Raw genomic sequence first — 21,299 nt, 5'->3', positions numbered from 1 at the left:
CTCCGTCAGCGCTACGCGCTGCCACCTCCCCTTGCAGGAGAGGAGTTTGATTACGCCACTCTCAACTCATCAAACGCGGCACCGAAACCGAGAACACATCGAAGTGCGCATCGGGATGCTCCGCCTGCCCATCGCGCGGGGCCTGACGCACCTGCACTACGCCGTTCTTGCCGAACCCGTCCACCACCGGACGCCCGGCATCGCGGCTCAGCCAAAGGCGTAGCAAGTGCCGCTTGCGCTGCGGTTCCGGCCAGTCCCAGAACGTGGTGCGGGCATGGAGCGCGGCATAGTTCGACAGCCACTGGATGTCCCCGGGGCGGAAATCCATCTCGATCGCCATGCCCTCTTCGTACGTGATGGTGTCGAAGAGTTCGAGCACCTCGATCTGCTCGGGGCTCAGCTTGGGCACGCCCTCGTATTCCTGCGCGGTGAGGATGTAGAGTGAGCCCGCGTACATCGAGAACACCCCGTCGACGAGGCTGACGATGGGCGAAGTGTAGGTATCCGCCGGTGCATTATGGTCCTGCCGGCGCCAGTCCCAATGGAACGGCTCCAGCAACAGCGGCGCCAGATCGGGGCGGCGGCGCAGGATCTCGTTGTAGATCTCCGCGCCGGAAACGAGGCACGAAAGCCCCCCCTCCTTGGCCGGCCGCAGGCACATGAGCGCGACGATGTCCGAACTGTCCGAATGATAGACCAGCTTGTCACGCACCTTGGAGGACAGCGCGGTAGGATCGTCCATAGTCTTGTCGCTGGTGGCGTAGACGTGGTCGATCAGGTCGCCCATCTCGTTCTGACGGATCGGGTCGCCCATGTGCAGGCCGAGCACGTAGTAGATCGCGTTCGACAGCGCATCCGAATAAAGCTCGGTACGCAGGCCCCGCACCAGCACGAAGCCGCGCCCGTAATCGACATCCTCGCCCCAGGATTTCACCGCATCGGCGCAAGCGACCAGCGGATATTCCTCGGCCGTGACGGTGCGCAGATCCGGGTTCTCGGCCATGAAGCGCGTGCCGAGCGTTTCCAGTTCGGCAACCTGCTCGCCAGACAACATGTAGATCCATTCGTCGGTCCCCGTGAGCCTGTCCCCACGCCAAGCGGCGGCGGTGGTGACGGGCGGGAAGACCTCTGCAGAGGTGGAGGCGGAACTGGCCATGCTTTCAGGTCCTTTTGCGGGGCATTGCGTGATGCCCCTGTCTAGGCCGCCGAAGCGCCCACGACTTGTCATGCCATGTCCGAAAGCTTTCCCGAATGCGTATCTCCGGCCTTTGCGCACCGGTAACGCCGCCGGGGCACACCGCCATGCGATACCCCCGGTTCGCGCGGCAAGATCATGGCGAAAAAAGCGAAATCGCGAAAATTGCTGCCCGGGTTCCAGGATGGTATTCCGGGCGGACACCCGGAATGCCTCGCCATCGGCCAGTTGAAAATTCCTGCCCCTTCGACCCGACAAGCGGAGACTATGCCATGAACCGGATTTCCTTCGTTCCTGCCGCGCTTGCGCTGGCGATCGCCCTTGGCGGATGCGGCGAAACTTCCTCCGCCCCCGCCTCCACGCCGCCGCCGACCGCCACCCCGGCAACGGCAGGCTTGGCCGCGACCTCCTGGAAGCTGATCGGCTTTCAGTCGATGGACGATGCGCAGGGAACGACGAAGCCCGGCGAGGGCCGCATGTATACGCTGGAATTCGGCACCGATGGCGCGCTGGCCATGCAGCTGGACTGCAATCGCGGCCGCAGCACGTGGAGCGCCGATCCCCACGGAACCGATGGCGGCGGGCTGAAGATCGGCCCCGTCGCCTCCACCCGCGCGCTGTGCCCGCAGCCGGACATCGGCCAGATGATGGCCGCGCGACTGCCGGACGTGGCCAGCTATACGATGCGCGACGGGCATCTTTTCCTTGCGCTGAAAATGGATAGCGGCATTTTCGAGTTTGCCCCGCAGTAAACCGGTGCGGCGGGGCCGCCTAAAGGGGGATCGATTGAGCATCGCGGTGTCCATCGCCGGCCTGAAAGTCTGCGGAATATGAGCGGGCGCGGCCACGGCTTCGCGGCCAGCGCGCTTGTGGCGCTGCTGCTGATCTGCACGGCGGTCTGGAGCCCGGTGGCGCTTGCCCAGATACCGGGACTGTCGAAGCTCGTGCCCGGCACCAAAGCCTCGCCCGAGCCGGCGGAGACGCAAGGTGGCAGCCAGACTGAAACCGCCCCCGAAACCACCCCTGCCGGGCCTCCCGCCAAGCCGACGCCGACGACACCTTTCGCCGGGCCGGAAACCATCGCCCGCTTCAATGCCGACGCTGCCGATGCGCAGGCCGTGCTGCGCAAGCCGGTGGGCCGATACGACTACGAAGAGGTCCACCGCCTCAACAAATTGCGCGACCGGCTGGCCGCCGACCGCGACCTTGCCCGCCAGATCGCCGACCGCAGCAATCTCGATGCCCGGATCATCCAGGCCCAGATCACCGCGCTCGGCGCCCCGCCAGCCGACGGCAAGACCGAAGCCGGAGCCATCACCCAGCGCCGCAAGGATCTGGATGCCCAGCTTTCGGTCACCCTGGCCCCGGTGCTCGACGCGCGCGAAGCGCAGGCGCGTGCCGCCACACTGGTGGCTGAACTGGACGAACGGATCGCGACGATAGAGCGCAATCGCCGGTCCGAACGCGCGTCCTCGATCCTTGATCCCAACTCCTGGATCGCAGTGGCGGGAGACACCCGCAAGGCGATCGATATTGCCGCGCCGCAAATCGCCAAGGGCGTGGCCAAGGACGGCGCCAGCGGCTTCGGCCTGCGCCTGCTGGCCGTGGCGGTGCTTGTCCTGCTTGGGCCCTTCGCGGCGATCCGCCTGCTGCACATCCTCCGGCGCCGCTTCACCATCCGGCGCGAGGCGATTCCCCAGATCGCCAAGCGCCTGATCGTCGTGATCGTAGAGGATATGATCGCCGCGATCCTGCTGTTCTTCGCGATCGGCTGTTCGGTCGCCGCCTTCGCCGTGCTGATGAAGCCCTTCCTGACCGTGGAGGCGCTGACCGGGCTCAGCCTTCTGCTGCTGTTCGCCGCGCTGGTGGTGGCCATCGCCCAGTGGCTGGCCAAGAGCACGCTGCAATCGCCCTTCCCCGAATTGCGGCTGATCCAGTTGCGCGCGGACGTGAGTGCCCGTGCGGTCTCCACGATCCGCCTGCTGGGCATCGTGCTGGGGCTGGAACTGGTGATTGAGGGGATCGAGGATCTGGGCCTTCTGGCCATCACCTTCATCGACATGGCATCGGCCGTGCTGCTGATCTGCGGCAGCGCGCTGGTCTGGCGCCTGGCCCTGCTGATCGACAAGGGACGCGAACCGGCGAGCGACGCCCCCGCGCAAACGCCGCACCACGCCCATGCCCGCAAGGAAGGCAATCCGCTGGATTTCGCGGGCCCGCTCAGCAAGATCCTGATGCTGCTGGCGGCTGGCTGCGTGGCGGCGGCACTGGTGGGCTACATCGTCTTCGCGCGCGAGATTTTCTCCGATCTCGTCGTTTCCGTAGGGATCATAGCCATCGCCATCTTCCTGCACCGGCTGGTGACGCTGGTGGTTGGAATGCTCTCTGAAAGCGGATTGAAACGGTACCGCACCGGCATCCATTTCGTACCGATGCTGGCGGGCATAACCCTGACGCTGGCGGTGCTGCCACTGCTGGCGATCACCTGGGGCTACAACAGCCGCGAGATCGGCGACGCCATCGTCACCCTGCGCACCGGCGTAACCTTCGGCAATGTCAACATCTCGGCGGGGGACATCCTGACTTTCGGCTTCGTGTTCCTGGCCGGCTATATCGCCACGCGCTGGACGCAGCGGATCATCAACCTGACGATCCTGCCCCAGTTCGAGATCGACCGCGGATCGCAGGCCTCCATCGTCACCATCATCGGCTATGTCGGCATCGTCATTTCGGCCGCCGTCGCCGTCGCCACGACGGGCCTCGACCTCACCAGCCTGGCCTTCATCGCCACCGCCCTGTCGGTCGGCCTCGGCTTCGGCCTGCAATCGACGGTGGAGAACTTCACCAGCGGCATCATCCTGCTGGTCGAACGCCCGATCCGCGAGGGCGACTGGATAGAGGTGGGCACGTATTCCGGCATCGTGCGCAAGGTCTCGGTGCGCTCAACCCACCTGGAAAGCTTCGACCGGCACCAGATCATCATCCCGAACTCGCAGCTGATCACCGGCAGCGTGAAGAACCTCAGCTTGGGTGAACACCTCGCCCGCGTGGTGGTGCCGATCGGTGTCGCCTACGGATCGGACCTCGAACGCGTGCGCGCCGTGCTGGTGGAGATCGCCAAGGCGCAAGACGGCGTGCTCGACTGGCCGGAGCCTAACGTGACGCTGGACGCCTTTGCAGAGAGCGCGATCCAGATGCGCCTGCTGGTCTTCGTGCGCGATGCCACGGACGGCAGCGCCACCGCCTCCACCATGCGCTTCGAGATCGCCCGTCGCTTCGCCGCCGAAAACATCGAGATGCCCTTCCCGCAGATGGAAGTGCGCATCCACGAGGAAGATCCGCGCAAGAAAAAGTGAGAGTTTGTCTGCAACGGCCCATCCGGGTATTTGCAGACAGACTATCAATCCCCGGCTACGGTCAGCCCATCCACGCGCAGGGTCGGCACATTCAGCGAGCGGTCGCGCTCAAGGTCGTTGGCGGGTGTCAGCGCCGCGAACATCGCCAGCAGGTTTCCGGCCACGGTGAATTCCGCCACCGGCCCGGCGATCTGGCCATCGACGATGCGGAAACCCGAGGCGCCACGGCTGTAATCCCCGGTTACGCCGTTCACGCCCTGTCCGATCAGCTCGGTGATGTAGACCCCGTCCTTGATGTCCGCCATCAGTTCGGCGGGGGAGAGGGTACCTGGCAGCAAGTCCACATTGCCCACCGAAACCCCCGGCGCACCGTTGCCGCCGCGTGCGGCATGCCCGGTGGGCGCAAGGCCCAACTGGCGGGCGGAGGCGCTTTCCAGCAGCCAGCCAGTCAATCGCCCGTCCTCCACCAGATTGCGCGCGCGGGTCGCCAGCCCCTCGCCATCGAACGCGCGCGAACGCAGACCGCGCAGGCGCAGCGGATCCTCCACCACGGTGATGCCGGACGCGAAGATCGCCTGATCCAGCCGGTCGAGCAGGAAACTGGAGCGCCGCGCGATCGCGCTGCCCGACATCGCGCCCAGCAAATGCCCGATCAGCGACCCGCCCACGCGCGGATCGAATACCACCGGCATCGGTCCGCTGCGCAGCCGCCCCGGCGACAGCTTGGCAACGGCCCGCTCACCCGCCAGCGCACCGATCGAGGCCGCCGTCGGCAGGTCCGCCCAGTGATGCATCGCCCGCCAGTCGCCATCGCGCTGCTTGTCCGCCCCCTCACCCGCGACCACGGAGGCGCTGACCGAGCGGCTGGTGGAGCCATAAGCGCCGCCGAAGCCATGGCTGGTCGCCAGTGCGGCCACACCCCCGCCCGAACTGGCAGAAGCGCCGTCCGAATTGGTAACGCCGGCCACCGCACGCGCGGCGTCTTCCGCCTCTTCGGCCATCCGGCGCAAGTCCTGTGGGCCGGGCTCACGGTCGTCCAGCAGATCAAGGTCGGCCCAGGGCCCGGTGGAGAGCAGTTCCTCCGGCGCCAGCCCGGCAAAGGCATCCTCCGGCGCGCTGCGCGCCATTGCCAGCGCACGGCTCGCCAATTCATCCAGCGCCTGCGAAGACAAGTCGCTGGAGCCGATGCTGGCGGAGCGCTTACCGACGAACAATCGCAGCGAGATATGCTCGCTTTCCGACCGTTCGACGTCTTCCAGCTTGCCGAGACGAACCTGGATCGACTCCGACGAACTGGCGCCATAGACCGCATCGGCGGCATCGGCACCGGCACGGCGCGCACGCTCCACCAGCTGCTGGGCGCGGTCGAGCGCTTCGTCGGGGGTCAGCATCCTCTTTCGATCTCCATGGGCACGGCGCGCAGAACAAGCGCGCGGCATTCAAACCGGGACTAGACCTCCCGGCAGCGAAGGGCAAACGCGGGACGGAAACTCTCCCACCTGCCCGTCCTAAGTTTGTCGAAGGATGTGGGCTGAGCGCCCCGCCGCCGGGAGCTTCGACAGGCTCAGCCTGAGCGGTGTTGGAAGGTGGGAATGAGGGGATCGGACGTTGCGCTTGCCCACCCCGCTGCGACTAACTTCGCTACGCTTCGTGAGTCTCGCGGCCCTCGCGCCTGCGGGAGGGCAGGATAGCTCTGCCATCTCGTCGTGGCGCTGCCCCCCTCTCACAAGCGGGAGGGGTTAGGGGTGGGGGATTTTGTCTCGCTAGACTGGTGGCTGATCACAGCCGCGCCGCCAAGCTGGATCGTCTGCCTGCTGGTCGCCTGGGGAATTATTCGCGCGTCGGCGAAACCTTCAAAGCGCTGAATGTCGATCCGTTCTAACGCGCCAGCACCAACGCCAGTCCCTTGAACAGGCCGGTCAGCGCAAAGGGCAATCCGATCGCCAATCCCCACAGCATCATCAGATCGCGGCGGTAGAACGGCTGGAGCGCGGGATCGTGCGCCTGTTCGTCGCTCAGGCGGTTCCAGCGCGCTTCGAAACGGCGGCAGGCGGGGATGATGGCGATCACCAGGATCACCAGCGCCAGATAGGGCAGCAGCGATTCGCCGCTCGACTTCAGGGCACCGATCGTCACGAAAATCTGCAGGGCGGTGTAGACCAGCAGGGCGTAAGCGATGTGATCGCTCATCTTCCGGCGGAAATCGGGAAGCGGTTTCGCGTGGGGCTGATCGCCTTCAGGCAGGACGCGATGAATGGGCCTTGGGCCGGACGAGGAACGCATCTCCTTCTGCCCTGCTTCGGTATCGTGTCCGAAACCGTCTGAAACCCCTGCATGTCTGCCGGTCTTGGCCATGGAGCCCAACCTTTCTGTCCTGAGTGCGACCTTTATTGTCTCTCCCGCGATCACTAGATCACGCTGCGCATGGATTGGCAAGTTCACCCCACGCAAAGCGCAATATTCGATCCCCGAGATATCAACCTTATTGCCCATCAACCATAAGGGGAAACCATCGGATCGCCGCGGCGGTTCCGGCCGAGATCGGGGCGGGCATTCAGGCGCGCGAAATGCCGACTAAGGGAAATGGCGGCTTGCGGTGGGCCGGTGGGCTGCGTAAACGGCGGGGAAGATGACCGAAACGAGCGAACGCATGCAGGAAACCTCGGCCGCCGCGGTAAGCGTGGCGCAGAATGGCGGGCTTGAGGTCATCTCGATCGCCAAGAGCTATGACAAGCGTGCGGTGCTGACCGACATCTCGCTGTCCGTGGCCAAGGGCGAAGTGCTGGGTCTGCTGGGCCCGAACGGCGCCGGCAAGACCACCTGCTTCTATTCGATCATGGGTCTGGTGCGCCCCGACTCGGGCCGTATCCTGATGGACGGCGTCGACGTGACGCGCCTGCCGATGTACCGCCGCGCGGTGCTGGGTCTGGGCTATCTGCCGCAGGAAACCTCGATCTTTCGCGGCATGACCGTCGAACAGAACATCGGCGCGGTGCTGGAACTGAACGAGCCCGAGAAGGACGTGCGCGCCTCGGAACTGGAGCGCCTGCTGGACGAATTCGGCCTTACCCGCCTGCGCTCCAGCCCGGCGATGGCGCTTTCGGGCGGTGAACGCCGCCGCTGCGAAATCGCCCGCGCGCTGGCCGCCAAGCCTTCGATCATGCTGCTGGACGAACCGTTCGCCGGCATCGATCCACTGTCCATCGCCGACATTCGCGAACTGGTGCGCGACCTGAAGAATCGCGGCATCGGCGTGCTGATCACCGACCATAACGTGCGCGAGACGCTGGATATCGTCGACCGCGCCTGCATCATCTACGGCGGCCAGGTGCTCTTCGCGGGCAGCCCCGAAGCGCTGGTTGCCGATGAAAACGTCCGCCGCCTCTATCTGGGCGAAGGCTTCACCCTGTGATGGGGTTCACGCTGTGAGGGGGCTCCACGGCGCGAACGGGGTGGCAGGATTGAGGCAGCCCCACTCGGGAACCTGAGCCATGGCGCTGGGGCCCCGGCTCGACCTGCGGCAAAGCCAGTCGCTGGTAATGACACCGCAGTTGCAGCAGGCGATCAAGCTGCTGGCGCTGTCCAATCTGGAAATCGAAACCTTCATCGGCGAAGCGCTGGAGGCGAACCCGCTGCTGGATGTGGGCGGCGCTGCCTCCGCGCCGGATATCGGACCGGCCGCCGGCGAAGCACCGCCGGAAACGCCGCGCCTAACCTCGCCCGAAACCTCGGCGGTGGACCGGCTGATCGGCGAAGGCCGCGGCGGCGAGGATCGCCCGCTCGACAACGAAATCCCCGCCAGCGAACGCGAACGTGACACCGGCGACGGCCACGAGCGCGATGCCGGCTCGGCGGACTGGAGCGGTGACCTGCGCTTGGGCCGCGCGGACGAAGGCCCGGGCATAGACCAGCATGGCGGCGGCGAGTCATCGCTGGTCGAGCATCTGGAAAGTCAGCTCGGCACCGCCAGCGACGACGATCTGCTGATCGGCATCGCCCGCTACCTGATCGGCCTGCTGGACGAAGCGGGATACCTGCCGGTGGCGCTGGACGAAGTCGCCATCGATCTGGGCGTGGAGGAAGCGGAGGCGAAGGCGGCGCTTGGCCTGTTGCAATCGCTGGACCCCACCGGCGTCGGCGCGCGAACGCTGGGCGAATGCATCGCGCTTCAGGCGAAGGAAGCGGACCGCTACGACCCCTGCATGGCGCGATTGATCGACAATCTGGATCTCGTCGCGCGCGGCGACCTGCCCCGACTCAAACGCATGTGTGGCGTGGATGATGAGGATATGGCCGACATGCTGGCCGAACTGCGCGGCTACGATCCCAAGCCGGGCCTGCGTTTCGGTGGCGAGCCCGGCGCGGCCGTGGTGCCGGACATTCTCGTCTCCCCGGCAGAGGCGACGGAAGCGGAGAGCACGAAAGGCGAAAACCAGCCCGGCTGGAACATCGCGCTGAATGAAGCGACTTTGCCGCGCCTGATCGTCAACCGTGGCTATTTTCTCGAACTGCGTCGCGGCTGCACCGACAAGGCATCGCGCAACTGGCTTTCCGAAAAGCTGACCGATGCGAACTGGCTGATCAAGGCGCTGGACCAGCGGCAGAAGACCATCCTGAAAGTCGCCGCCGAACTGGTGCGCCAGCAGGACGGCTTCTTCCGCCACGGCGTCTCACAATTGAAGCCGCTGACGCTGCGCACGGTGGCGGAGGCGATCGGGATGCACGAATCCACCGTCAGCCGCGTCACCTCCAACAAGTATCTCAACTGCCCGCGCGGGACTTACGAGCTGAAATACTTCTTCACTTCGGGCGTGGCGGCGGCCGGCGGCGAAGGCGCTTCTGCAGAGGCGGTGAAGGCGGCGATCCGCCAGTTGATCGATGCGGAGGATCCCAAGGCGATCCTTTCCGACGATACGCTGGTGGACCTGCTGAAGGCCAAGGGCTTCGAACTGGCCCGGCGCACCGTGGCCAAGTATCGCGAGGCGATCGGCCTTGGCAGTTCGGTGCAGCGCCGCCGTCAGAAAGCGATTGCTGCGGCGCGGTAAATACTAAGCATGGTGATAGTCAGTATCGCCAGTTAAATGCTTGTATTGCTGAGTATTATTTTATTTGAAAACAGCCAAATCGTGTTAGCCTTCATCCATGAAATGCACCTGGCTTGCGACAGTCCGAAGGACGAAATCGCAGGAATAAAAGGGCATAGATGGAGAGAATGCCGATGTCCTACGTCGATCGGAATTCCAACCCCAACCAGAAATTCCTCACGGGAGGAATTGTCGCACTGATCCAGGGCGGCGTGGCGCTGGCGCTGATCAACGGCTTTGCCGTGACCATATTCCAGGCCAGCCCGCCGCGGAATCCCGAAGGCGTTTTCGTTCCGCTCGCTCCGCCGCCACCGCCGCCTCCCCAACCGACGACGCAGCCGGAACCGACCAAGCCGATCGACACCATCACCACCACCACCCATTCCGATATCGTCAAGCCAACGACCAGCACCCAACCGACCACTATTCCCACCACGTTCCCGACGGCCACCGGAACGCCGGACGGCGATGTAATCGCCCCCCTCCCACAGCCGTCGACCACGCCCAGCCCCCGCTTCCAGCCGCGCGGCGCGATCCCCCGCAACGATCCTTCGACGTGGATCACCACGCAGGACTATCCCACCAGCGAATTGCGGGCAGAGCATCAGGGTCTGGTGCGTTTCCGCGTCGACGTGGATGCACGCGGCCGCGTGGGCCAGTGTTCGATCCTGGCGTCCAGCGGCTATTCGGGGCTGGATGAGGCCACCTGCAAATATGTCAGCAAGCGGGCGCGGTTTGAGCCCGCCACCAATGCCGACGGCGAAACGGCCGCCGGCAGTTACATGGGGACGATCCGCTGGATCATCCCGCGGGACTGACCCTATCCCCCTTTGGGTCAGACCGCCCGGAGCGGCGCACATCCGCACCACCGTGCCGCTCCGGCACGTCGAGGGGCCGGGGTACATCCCGTCCCCGGCCCACGGTCCCGTCCGCCCGGCGCACCCCTCGCCGCGCGGGCGGGTCACCGCTTTTTGAGGCTGGCTTGGGATGATGAACCGGCCGCCTATCGAAACAGGCGGAGCACTTCAACATCCACTACGATTTCCTTTGGAAAACCGCGACGCGTCACCCTCACCACCACGGGTTCCTTCCGCAGACGGTCGGCGGTGACGGGCCAGAACAGCAGCGCCCCATCGTCCAGTGTCACACGCAGGGGATCCGGCTTGTACTGGCCCAGATAGCGGCCGCGATCGAAGATCAGGATGCGTTGCCCGCCATGACCGGCACACTCGTCACACACGTGCGCCAGTTGATAGCGGTAATCGTAGACGACGAAATCGTGCCCCAACGTTCGCAACCGCCCGATTTTCGCGACGGAAAGCCGATCGTGCACACAATCGACCGAGCCGGAGAAGCGCCCGGCCATCAACCGGGATTTTAGCCCGCCAAGACAGGGCTCTGCTGCGGCCGCCGTTGCCGGTGCTCCGAAAGCGACCGCCCCGCACAGGATTGCCAATACAAGAGATAACCGCATGAAAGCACGCCTATCATGCGCCGCCCACCCCTGAACAGGCCGCTAAACCGGCCCGGCGACTAGGCACTTTCCCCTGCGACCTCTTCGGGTTCAATCAACCCTGTTGGCCTAGTCCTCACCGATGACGCCGTGGCTTCCGGCGGCATCCTTGCGGACGGGCAAAACACCATGATCCCGAAGACCTTTCACTTCATCTGGGTCGGCGATGAAAGCCGGCGTCCCGACAACTGCATCGAAACCTGGCGCGCGGCGCATCCGGGATGGACCTTCCGCCTCTGGGGCAACGCTGATCTCGACGGGCGAGACTGGATCAACGCCCGCCACATGGCCGCGATGCGCCTACGCGAATGGAACGGCGTGGCGGACATGATGCGCTGGGAAATCCTGCACGAACACGGCGGGATCGTGTTCGACGCGGACAGCATCTGCACCCGCCCGCTGGACGAGAACCTGCTCGATTGCGAGGCTTTCGCCTGCTGGGAAAGCGAGATTGCGCGGCCCGGGCTGATCGCCGCCGGCTACTTCGGCTGCGCGGCGGGCAATCCCTTCGTCAAGCAGATCGTCGAGGACATCGCCGCCAGCCCTTCCGTCGTCGGCGAAATGGCGTGGAAGACGGTGGGGCCGCAGCGGTTGACCGACTGCTATCGCAAGTTCGCCTATACGCCGCTGCGCATCTATCCCAGCCATTACTTCATCCCCCGCCACTTCACCGGGGTGACCTACGAAGGGCGCGATCCGGTCTATGCCCATCAGCTCTGGGGATCGACCAACCAGAGCTACGACCGCATCCACAAGGCCGATCTGGGCACCGTCACGGTGCCAACGACCACACCGACGCCTTCATCGGCCCCGCGAAAAACTACGCCGCAACCTGCTGCCGAAGCCTCGCCTCTGGAAAAGATCCATGCGCCTTATTTCCTCCAGCGTGTGCCGGTCAGTTCCGAACTCGCCGCGCTGGGCCGGATGGACGTCTTCGCCAGCCTGCTCGCCGGGCAGCGCGTGCTTCATGTCGGCTGCGCGGACTGGCCGATCACCGATCCGCGCACTTCGCTCCACGTCCAGCTGGAACAGCACTGCGCCCATCTCGACGGCGTAGATCCGCATGGCGAGGCGCTGGAGCAGCTTCGTCCTTACGTTGGCGGGGAACTCTTCACCGATCTGGCGCAGGCGACCGGCCGGTACGATGTGGTGCTGGTGCCCGAAGTGATGGAGCACGTTCCCGATGTGGCAGGGTTCCTCACTCAGATCGAGGCGGTGGACGCCGGCCTGTTCCTCATCTCCGTGCCCGACGCCTTCCAGTGCCGCGCCCGCCACTTCGACTATCAGGCAGAGAGCGAAACCTTCCTCGAAGGTGTGCACCCCGATCACAACGTCTGGTACACGCCGTACACCTTCGCCAATACCCTGCGCAAATACAGCGGCCTGGAACTGCAAAGGATGTGGTTCTTCAACCGCATCTCTCTCCTCGCCCTGCTGAGCAAGCCAGCACTGGCACAAGCCGCCTGACAGCCCATCCCATTCGCGAAGCGTGAATTGGAAGATGTCCGCTTTTCTGCGGATCTTGGGTGCGCCAGCCGATGCGTTACGGATTTGGCCTTGTCCGCCAGCGGCAATCGGCCAGCACGAAGCGCATTCGCGCATCGGCTTTGCGGCCCCTTGCCGCCGCGCATCAACGAGGGTGGACATTACATTGAAAATCGACAGTAGAACCGCCGCGCTTGCAGCAGTCCTCGCCGCGCTGGCGACCGGTGCACAGGATCTCGCCGCGGCCCCTGCCGCCCCCTCGACGGACGCCGCGAAGGCATTCGGGCGGCACGACATCGCCACCATTCCGATGCCGGCCGGCATTACGGTTCGCTCGGCCACTTATACGCCTTCGGGCAAAGTGCTGGTCAGCTATACGAAGGACGCCGCAACGCCGGAACGGGAGATCTCGCTGGCAACCCTGAACGACGACGGCACCGGCTTTCACCCCTTCTTCACCGGCCGCATTCCGGACCGGCCGAAGGACAACGGCCTGCGTTTCATGGTCTTTCCCGACGACCGGCGCATCTTCCTGGGCGATTTCGTGATCGAGTGCGCCAAGGCTCTGGACACCTGCGACGATGCGAAACTGCTTCCGGTGCAGTACCCGGCCGAAGTCGCGGACGGTGACGACATCGGCCACCGATGGTCGGAGCCCATCGTCGCTCCGGACAATCGCCACGTCGCCTGGACCACACTGCTGGCCAACTATTCCGCACTGGTCTTCACCGGCGAATTGCGGCGGAACGATAGCGGCTACACCATTGCCGGCGCGCAGATCGTCAGCACGCTGGACCCGTTCACCACGCGCGACCCTGCCCATGCCGACGGCGTCCTGCCCGCGCCGATCCGGGGCGGCGAGGTCAAACAATTCGTGGATGGGGGCACGGCGATATCGGTGGCCGGGGCGGCGCGGCGGGACTTGCCGGACTCGGTGATCCTGCATCTGGCGGATGGCCGCAACGAAGCCGTCACCGACACGCCGGGCTATACCGAAACGACGATCGTCTCGCCCGACGGCCGCCTTGGCATCACGATGACGACGCGCTTCTCGCCCGGATCGAACCCGGCGGTACTGGACCTGCTGCCGCGCCCTTATCCGGACAGTCTCAATATGGGCCTGAGCATGTTCGCCTATACTTACGGGGTCACCGGCGTAAGGCGTGATCGCCCCGGAAGCATCGGGCCGGCGCTGATCGACATCGCACAATCGCAGCATCAGCCCGGCTACAAAGGCATCGACCTGAACTCGGACCCGTCCTGGGTCTACTATTCCCCGATGTCCTGGCATCCCGACGGCAAGCGGGCGATGTGGATGGAGGGGCGGCGCGATGGCGGCAGCCAGCGCGTCCAGGTCGTGCGCCTGCCCGATTACCGGCCCGGTCCGGCAGTCCCCACGCGCCCGACGCCCGACCGTGTTCCTTACGGCATTACCGACCTCTCGGCCGTTGGCGTCTATGCCCGGTCCAGCCACGATATCGACATCAAAGTCTATGGCCGGACCTCAGGCTACGTGACCTACCACCGCACGCCCACGCGGATCGAAAAGACCTACGCAAACTTCAGCGACGATGGCCGCAACGTCTATTCGGGCAGTGAATCCATGGCGATCGACCCGCGCGGCAGATCGACCTACGCCGCCAAGGTCGAACTGGCGGGCCCGCAGCCCGGCCGCATGGACCTGACGATCACATTCGGACCGCTGGGCGGCAAATTGCCCGCTGGCATCGTCTTCGATCGAGGCGCCGATGGCCTGCCCCTGTCGCGCGGCTACGCCGAATACGCCGGGCAGCGGCTGGAGGTTTCCGCGCTCGTTCCCTGACAGGGTTCGAGTGGATCAGTCTTGTTCGAAGTGATCCGGCGCCAGCCCTTCCAGCCGGCGCCGGTGCATTTCCGCGAAGGCTCTTTCAAGGCGGCGCGTGTAATCCGCGGTGCGGAACAGCGGCGCGGTCAGGCGGTTTTCCGCCAGCCGCGCCCGCAGTTCCATCAGGCGCTCCGGATCGCGGACCAGCGCCAGCGCAGTCGCCTCGTAGGCATCGACCGCCGTCACCGCCATTTCCGGCAGGCCCACGGCATGGACCAGACTGGTCGCCACGCGTGCTGCGAACTGCTGGCCGGTCAGCGTCAGCACCGGCAGCCCCGCCCAGAGCGCGTCGGACGCGGTGGTGTGGGCGTTGACATTGAAGGTATCCAGGAACAGGTCGGCGTGGGCCAGGCGGCCAAGGTGCTGGCCATGGGGAATGCCCTTGGTGAAGACCAGCCGCGCCGGATCGATGCCGCGCGCCTCTGCCTCTCGCCGCAAGTTCGCTTCGGCCCATTCGTTGGAGCGCAGCAGCCAGAGCACGCTGCCCTCCACCTGATCCAGCAACCGCATCCACACGGCGAATTCGGCCGGGCCGATCTTGTAGGTATGGTTGAAGCAGCAGAACACGAAGCCCCGCTCTCCGTCCCGCTCCGGCAGTCCCCATTCCGCGCGGGATCGGCTGTCGGGCACGATGACGCGCCGGTCGTCGTTGGCCTGATAGCAGCCGGCCAGTCGCACGATCTTCTCGCTGAACCACGCCTCCGCGCCGGGCGGCAGCGCGACCGCGTCGGCCACGAAGTAATCGATGCAGGAATGGCCGATGGTGCCCGGATAGCCCATGTGGCTCACCTGCACGGGCGCAAGGCGCTGGCCGAACATCGTGCTGCGGGTGCCGCGCGTATAGCCTTTCAGGTCCACCGCGATGTCCAACTCATCATCGCGGGCCAGGTCGCGCACTTGCGCGTCGGTCAGGTGGCCGATCTCGGTGAAGGCATCGATATGCCGGCGCAGTTCGGCGCGGGAGACATCCTCCTCGCGCGGCGGGCCGTAGCTGTAGAGGCGGACGTCGAAGCGGGTGCGGTCATGCTCGCGGAACAGGCCGCTCATCAGGTACATCGTCGCGTGATCGTGGAAGTCGGCCGAGAAATAGCCGATGCGGATGCGACCATCGGCGGATGGCTCCGGATCGGGCAGGGTTTCCGGCTCAGCGCCGAACTTCACAGCCGCGCAGGCCAGCGAGCGGCGGTACTGGTGCTCCGGATCGTCGAGGAATGGCAGCGTTGCGAAAGGCTGGACGGCAGCAGCCGACGGGCCATCGGTCAGCGCGAACTGGTCGCGGTGGCGCCAATCGCAGACATGCGCTTCCTCGAACAGCGCCTGCAGCAGCGCGGAACGGTCGTCCGGATCGATCTCGAAGGCTTGGCGGAAAGCGGCGATGGCATCGGGCAGCGCCCCTTTCAGCACCAGCGCCTTGCCCCGATTGACGATGGCCTGGGTATTCTCGGGCCCAGCTGCCCGGGCCTGGTCGTAAGCCTCCAGAGCCTCGTCAATGCGGTCCAGCAGCAGCAGTTCGCCGCCCATGTTGTTGTAGGCATTGGCATGATCCGGCTTCAGCGTCACCGCCTTGCGATAGGCGTCAATCGCCGCGCCGCGCGCGCCCCGCTTCGCGCGCAAGTTGCCGAGGTTGTAGTGCGCCTCGACATAGCCGGGGTCGATCTTCACGGTCGCGGCGAATTCCACCTCGGCCTCCCGGGCACGTCCGGCAAGGTCCAGCAGGTTGCCAAGGTTGTAATGGGCATCGGCATAGTCGGGGTGGCGGGCGATCACCGTGCGATAGATCGATTCGGCTTCCGATGTGCGGTTCTGTTGCCGCAAGGTGATGGCCAGATTGTTGTAGCAGGCGGCGGCATCGGGATCGGCGGCGATGGCACGGCGGAACGCCGCTTCCGCCGCCGGCAGCACGCCCAATGCCAGCAGGGCCGCACCCTGAAGGTTGTGAACGGTGAAACTTTGCGGGAATGCCTCGGCCAGCCGGGCGCCATGACGCGCGGCCTCGTCCATCGCCCCGGCTTGGTAGGCGGAGATCATCGCGTCGAGCTGCTCCGCCGGCGGATTGGCATTGGCCGCCTCCAGCGCGTGGAGTGCGGCACGGGCGCGCGAATTGCGGGGAAACCTGTCCAACGCCTCACGGTAGAGCGCCCGTGCGGCTTCGGTCTCCCCCCGCCGCGCCGCGCCCCGCGCCTTGATCATCAATGCTTCCAGTCCGCTCACAGCCAACCTCCCCGGCGCCAGGCTTCGCGCGTCCAGAGCTAGGCAAACAGGGTTCATGAGCCATGACGGTCATCCTCCGCAAAAACCCGCGGTTCGTGCGGTTTTACACAGGATTAACCATTCGTGGCGGATAAGGCGGGAGACGCCGCAAGGGCCGTTCGGGGGATTTCGAAGACCATGAAGATGGAGCCGATCGCTTCGCAGCTGGCAACCGCACAGCTGACACCCGCGCCGCCGCGCCTTTCCGTGGTGGTTCCCTGCTACAACGAACAGGCCGTGCTCGACATGCTCGAAGCGCGACTCACCGCCGCCTGCGCGGCCGAGGTGGGCGACGATTTCGAGATCGTGCTGGTCAACGACGGTTCGAAAGACGGTACCTGGGCCAAGATTTGCGCCCTCTCCGCGCGCAACCCGCATGTGCTGGGCGTGGACCTCTCCCGCAATCACGGCCATCAGCTGGCCGTGACCGCCGGGCTGCAGGTTTGCCGCGGCGACCTGGTGATGATCATCGATGCCGATCTGCAGGATCCGCCGGAACTGCTGCGTGAGATGCTGGCGAAGATCGACGAGGGTTACGACGTCGTCTATGGCAAGCGGCGTGAGCGGATGGGCGAAAGCCGCTTCAAGCGTGCCACCGCTTCGATGTTCTACAAGCTGCTGAATCGGATGGCGGACCACGAGATCCCGCTCGACACCGGCGATTTCCGGCTGATGACGCGGCGCGTGGTGGACCAGTTGAACGCCATGCCTGAACGCTTCCGCTTCATTCGCGGCATGGTCAGCTGGATCGGTTTCGAGCAAGTCCCCGTGGAATACGACCGCGATCCGCGCGTGGCGGGGGAAAGCCACTATCCGCTGCACAAGATGATTCGCCTGGCACTCGATGCGATCACCAGCTTTTCCACGCTGCCGCTGCGCATCGCCTCGCACCTGGGGCTGGCGATGGGCCTTGTCGGCTTCGCCATGTTGGCCTGGGCACTGGTGCGCTGGATAGGTGACGGCACGATCGCGGGCTGGACCAGCCTGATCGCCGTGGTTCTGATCATGGGCAGCGTACAACTGCTGATCCTGGGCGTTTTCGGCGATTATCTCGGCCGCCTTTACCTTGAGAACAAGCGCCGCCCTCTGTTCATCGTGCGCGAGATCCGCTCGCAGCGTACACCGGCCGCGCAGGCCATCACGCGCGATTCCTTCGATTCCATGATTGCCGCGACAAGCTGGACCATCGGCGCCGGGCGCGACTGACCGGATGCTGCGCGCAGTTTTCCGTTTCGGGCTTGTCGGCCTGATCAATACACTGGTCGGACTGGCCGCGATCGCCGTGCTGCTGCGTTCGGGCGCAGGCGACTGGATCGCCAACGCGGCCAGCTATGCCATTGGTCTTTGCGTTTCATTCACATTGAACCGGCGCTGGACTTTCGGCATCCGCGGCGCGGTGGGCGCGCGGGAAATCGGACTTTTCCTGGGAGTTTTCGCAGTGGCCTACGCAACCAATCTTGCCGTTCTAGCGGCCATGCGAAGCCTGGGCTTCGTGGAGAACCTGATCGGGCAGGTGGCTGCGATGGCAGCCTATTCCGTTACGTTCTTCCTGCTTTCGCGCCGCTTCGTCTTCGCAGCAGCGGGCGCCGCACGATGAGGGCGCTGACGGCCCAAGAGCGGGCGGCGACCAGCCCGGCGGACTGGCGACATGGCTACCTGCCGGGCGGTTGGGCGGCCGTGCTGGTTTTGGTGCTGCTGGCCTGCGTGCCGCTGATCATTCCGCAAGTGCCGCCGCTGACCGATCTTCCCGCGCATATGTCGCGATTCATGGTGCAGCAGGACGCAGGGCGTTCGGCCGATATCGCCCGCTGGTTCTACTTCCAGTGGAACCTCATCCCCAACCTCGGCACCGACCTGCTCGCCTTTGCGCTGGAGCCGTTGATCGGCCTGAGGCTGACGATGAAGGCGATCGCGCTGCTGATCGTCGCCTTGCAGACGGCGGGCTATCTGCTGCTGTCGCGCGCGGCCCATGGCCGGATCGCGGCATCCGCGCTGTTCGCCCTGCCGCTGGCCTATGGCAATCCGTTTCAATACGGCTTCATCAACTTCACGCTGGCAATCGCGCTGGCAACGCTTTCGCTGGCGCTTTGGATCAGCCCGTGGATGGCCGCGCGCCCGCGCCTGCGCTGGCTGGTGTTCTGTCCGATCGCCGGGGTCGTCTGGATCAGCCATCTGGCTGGATGGGCCGTGCTTTGCATCATGGTCGGCTGCTGCGAATTCGCGGCAAGGCTGGAAGCCAGCGGCCGGTTCTGGCGCGCGGCAATCACCGGCTTCATGGCCAGCAGTTGCCTGCTGGTTCCGCAGCTGCTCAGCCTGCTGTGGCCGCACACACCGGAACACCTGCCGACCAAGGGCTGGTTTCTGCTCGCCTATAAGCTCTACTTCATCGCCAATGTCCTGGCCGACCGCTGGAGCCTGTTCGATTCGCTCTGCGCGCTGGGTCTGGTGATCCTTATCGTATCGGCCTGGCGCTCTTCCTCTTTCTCCTTGCACAAGGGGCTGGCACTCTCCGCCGCGCTGCTCTTCGCGGCATTCTGGATCATGCCCAGCTGGATCTACGGTTCGTATTACGCGGATATGCGCATGATGCCGTCGATCTTTGCGCTGGCCCTGATTGCGCTGCGCCCGGCCTCCGGATCGCGCGCAATGGGTTGGCTGGTCGTGCTGGGGCTTGCCTTCTTCGGAATGCGACTGGCCGGAAATACCGTGAGCATGGCCATGTGGAACCGCCAGATCCACGAGGAAACCGCCGTGCTGGATCATGTCCCGCGCGGTTCGCAGCTCGTCACCTTCAACGCGATGCCTTGCCGCACCTATGTTCTGCAGGGGCGGCAGCGGAACATGCACATCGCCAGCTATGCGCTGATGCGCCGCCATGCCTTCGCCAACGACCAGTTCGCGATGTCGGGCGGCCAGTTGTTGAGCATTTCCAACCCGGCAGCCGCGCCGTTCGACCGCGATCCTTCCTCGACCGAGATCGGCGAACCCTGCAAGGGGATCATGCAGACTTTGGGCAACGCGCACCCCGGGGCTCCAGTCCCGGTGCTGCAAAGTGCCGCGCAAGTCCCTCTCGCCGTGCCCTATCTCTGGATCATCTGGCAGGATACGCGCGTCTTGCCGGTGCCGGGCTGGACCCCGGTCGTCCGCTCGGGCGAAAATGGCCACTCGGTGCTCTACCGCCGCGCAGGGGAATGATCGCGCAAGGATAAATCCTCGCACATCTTCCGGCAGCGTGTAACGTCCTGGCCCATTGGGACGAACCCCAGGATATGCTGATGCGCACCGGCGAGACCGAACTCAGGGACTGGATGGTCCGCGCCCTCGATGGCGACGGCCGCGCCTATGCCCGCCTGCTGGAAGCTCTGGTGCCACGCCTTCGCGCGTTCTTTCGCCGCCGGATGCGCGGGCAGGATGACGATATCGAGGATCTTCTGCAGGAAACGCTGATCGCCTTGCACTCCCGCCGGATGACCTACGATCCTTCGCGCAGCTTCACCGGCTGGCTCTATGCGATCGCCCGATACAAGATGATCGACCATTTCCGGCGGCAGGGCCGCACTGTGCCGATCGACGGGCTGGAGGACAGCTTTTCGATCGACAGCTTCGAGGACGAAGTGGGCGCCGGCATCGATACCGAAGCGCTGCTGGGAACGATTCCCGAAAAGCAGGCCCGCGCCATCCGCGCGACGCGGATCGAAGGACTGTCCACCGCCGAAGCCGCCGCGCGAGAGGGGATGGGCGAATCGGACGTGAAGGTTTCCACCCATCGCGGGCTCAAGGCGCTGGCCGCCCGCGTGCGGGAGGCGCTGAAATGAGCGCCCATCGCGAAAAAGGCCATGATAGCGGCGCGTGCGACCGTCTCGTCGCCTCGCTGAGCGCGGACTTGTGCGCGGTGCCGCGCCATGCCGCTGCACGGCGAATCATGACCGGGCTGGCGCTGGGCGTGTTGGTGACGGCGGCCTTGCTGGTGCTGGGCCTGGGTATCCGGCACGATCTGGCCCAGGCGATCCAGGGCGGCCGGTTCTGGATGAAAACGGTCTATGTCGCCGCGCTGGGCGCGCTGGGCCTCGTCGCCACCTTGCGCCTCGCCCGGCCGGACTGCGGGCCGCAGCGACGGCTTTGGCTGCTGGTGCTGCCGCTGATCCTGCTTGGCTTCGCGGCCGCGCTCGAACTCTTCCATGTCCCGCCTTCGCAATGGCTGCACATGTGGCTGGGGCACAGTTGGAAGGTCTGTGCTGGCGTGGTGTTCCTGCTCTCGCTGCCGATCCTTGCCGGGCTGCTCTGGGCCTTGCGGCGCCTGGCGCCGACGCGCCTGCGTCTGGCCGGCGCCACCGCCGGCCTGGCTGCGGGGGCATGGGCGGCCTGCCTCTATTGCCTGCATTGCCCTGAAACATCGGCGCTTTTCGTGCTGACCTGGTATTCGCTGGGCATTGCGCTCGCCGCCGGGCTGGGCGCGCTGCTGGGGCCCCGCGTGCTGCGCTGGTAGCCGTTTCCCGGCACCGCCCCGTATCGATACCTAGTCCGCCATTAGCCGTTAAAAAGCGGTTTTCGG

General features: G+C 65.4%; 17 protein-coding genes. 12 read left to right on the top strand and 5 right to left on the bottom strand.

Annotation, left to right across the window (positions count from 1 at the left end):
- Nucleotides 1–61: 61 nt before the first annotated feature.
- Nucleotides 62–1,156, bottom strand: a complete 1,095-nt coding sequence (locus ACZ1JV_RS10310; RefSeq protein WP_465151481.1) for a TauD/TfdA family dioxygenase — start codon at nt 1,154–1,156, stop codon at nt 62–64.
- A gap of 311 nt (nt 1,157–1,467) precedes the next feature.
- On the opposite strand from ACZ1JV_RS10310, the gene ACZ1JV_RS10305 reads away from it, so the two are divergent.
- Nucleotides 1,468–1,947, top strand: a complete 480-nt coding sequence (locus ACZ1JV_RS10305) for an META domain-containing protein (RefSeq protein WP_465151480.1) — start codon at nt 1,468–1,470, stop codon at nt 1,945–1,947.
- A gap of 78 nt (nt 1,948–2,025) precedes the next feature.
- Nucleotides 2,026–4,551, top strand: coding sequence for a mechanosensitive ion channel family protein (locus tag ACZ1JV_RS10300; RefSeq protein ID WP_465151479.1), 2,526 nt, complete (start codon nt 2,026–2,028; stop codon nt 4,549–4,551).
- 44 nt (nt 4,552–4,595) lie between these two features.
- Here the strand turns inward: ACZ1JV_RS10300 and ACZ1JV_RS10295 are convergent, their stop codons facing one another.
- Nucleotides 4,596–5,942, bottom strand: a complete 1,347-nt coding sequence (locus ACZ1JV_RS10295) for a TldD/PmbA family protein (protein ID WP_465151478.1) — start codon at nt 5,940–5,942, stop codon at nt 4,596–4,598.
- Nucleotides 5,943–6,429: 487 nt separating this feature from the next.
- Nucleotides 6,430–6,741, bottom strand: a complete 312-nt coding sequence (locus ACZ1JV_RS10290; protein ID WP_465136470.1) for a hypothetical protein — start codon at nt 6,739–6,741, stop codon at nt 6,430–6,432.
- A gap of 439 nt (nt 6,742–7,180) precedes the next feature.
- Here ACZ1JV_RS10290 and lptB point away from each other — a divergent pair, with 439 nt between their 5' ends.
- The 3 genes from lptB to ACZ1JV_RS10275 all read left to right on the top strand — a co-directional run bounded on the left by lptB (nt 7,181) and on the right by ACZ1JV_RS10275 (nt 10,453).
- Complete coding sequence (gene lptB / locus ACZ1JV_RS10285) at nt 7,181–7,963, top strand: LPS export ABC transporter ATP-binding protein (protein WP_465136471.1); 783 nt, start codon at nt 7,181–7,183, stop codon at nt 7,961–7,963.
- Between the two features lie 79 nt (nt 7,964–8,042).
- A complete protein-coding gene (gene rpoN / locus ACZ1JV_RS10280; protein ID WP_465151477.1) occupies nt 8,043–9,596 on the top strand; it encodes an RNA polymerase factor sigma-54 in 1,554 nt (517 codons plus the stop codon).
- A 173-nt stretch (nt 9,597–9,769) separates the two neighbouring features.
- Complete coding sequence (locus tag ACZ1JV_RS10275) at nt 9,770–10,453, top strand: energy transducer TonB (protein ID WP_465151476.1); 684 nt, start codon at nt 9,770–9,772, stop codon at nt 10,451–10,453.
- Between the two features lie 185 nt (nt 10,454–10,638).
- Here ACZ1JV_RS10275 and ACZ1JV_RS10270 read toward each other — a convergent pair whose 3' ends face one another.
- Nucleotides 10,639–11,001 (bottom strand): hypothetical protein, encoded by a 363-nt coding sequence (locus ACZ1JV_RS10270; protein WP_465151475.1) that lies wholly within the window; start codon nt 10,999–11,001, stop codon nt 10,639–10,641.
- Nucleotides 11,002–11,277: 276 nt separating this feature from the next.
- On the opposite strand from ACZ1JV_RS10270, the gene ACZ1JV_RS10265 reads away from it, so the two are divergent.
- Nucleotides 11,278–12,615, top strand: coding sequence for a methyltransferase domain-containing protein (locus ACZ1JV_RS10265; RefSeq protein WP_465151474.1), 1,338 nt, complete (start codon nt 11,278–11,280; stop codon nt 12,613–12,615).
- A gap of 184 nt (nt 12,616–12,799) precedes the next feature.
- Nucleotides 12,800–14,455 (top strand): hypothetical protein, encoded by a 1,656-nt coding sequence (locus ACZ1JV_RS10260; protein WP_465151473.1) that lies wholly within the window; start codon nt 12,800–12,802, stop codon nt 14,453–14,455.
- 15 nt (nt 14,456–14,470) lie between these two features.
- On the opposite strand, the gene ACZ1JV_RS10255 is transcribed toward ACZ1JV_RS10260, so the two are convergent.
- Entirely contained in the window at nt 14,471–16,708 is a 2,238-nt protein-coding gene (locus ACZ1JV_RS10255; RefSeq protein WP_465151472.1) for an O-linked N-acetylglucosamine transferase, SPINDLY family protein, read from the bottom strand.
- Nucleotides 16,709–16,885: 177 nt separating this feature from the next.
- Here ACZ1JV_RS10255 and ACZ1JV_RS10250 point away from each other — a divergent pair, with 177 nt between their 5' ends.
- The 5 genes from ACZ1JV_RS10250 to ACZ1JV_RS10230 all read left to right on the top strand — a co-directional run bounded on the left by ACZ1JV_RS10250 (nt 16,886) and on the right by ACZ1JV_RS10230 (nt 21,233).
- The gene (locus ACZ1JV_RS10250; RefSeq protein WP_465151471.1) at nt 16,886–17,953 is read left to right on the top strand and encodes a glycosyltransferase family 2 protein; all 1,068 of its coding nucleotides are present in this window, start codon (nt 16,886–16,888) and stop codon (nt 17,951–17,953) included.
- A 4-nt stretch (nt 17,954–17,957) separates the two neighbouring features.
- A complete protein-coding gene (locus tag ACZ1JV_RS10245; protein WP_465151470.1) occupies nt 17,958–18,344 on the top strand; it encodes a GtrA family protein in 387 nt (128 codons plus the stop codon).
- Nucleotides 18,341–19,942 carry a GtrA family protein gene (locus tag ACZ1JV_RS10240; RefSeq protein WP_465151469.1) on the top strand — a complete coding sequence of 534 codons (1,602 nt, stop codon included), beginning with the start codon at nt 18,341–18,343 and terminating at the stop codon, nt 19,940–19,942. Before ACZ1JV_RS10245 ends, ACZ1JV_RS10240 begins: the two co-directional genes overlap by 4 nt.
- A gap of 80 nt (nt 19,943–20,022) precedes the next feature.
- On the top strand, nt 20,023–20,562 hold the full coding sequence (locus tag ACZ1JV_RS10235) for a sigma-70 family RNA polymerase sigma factor (RefSeq protein ID WP_465151468.1): 540 nt from the start codon (nt 20,023–20,025) through the stop codon (nt 20,560–20,562).
- The gene (locus ACZ1JV_RS10230; protein WP_465151467.1) at nt 20,559–21,233 is read left to right on the top strand and encodes a DUF1109 domain-containing protein; all 675 of its coding nucleotides are present in this window, start codon (nt 20,559–20,561) and stop codon (nt 21,231–21,233) included. Before ACZ1JV_RS10235 ends, ACZ1JV_RS10230 begins: the two co-directional genes overlap by 4 nt.
- The last annotated feature ends 66 nt before the right edge of the window (nt 21,234–21,299 follow it).

This window comes from Novosphingobium sp. BL-S-19, assembly GCF_055521675.1.
This window is presented reverse-complemented; position numbering and strand designations above follow the sequence as displayed.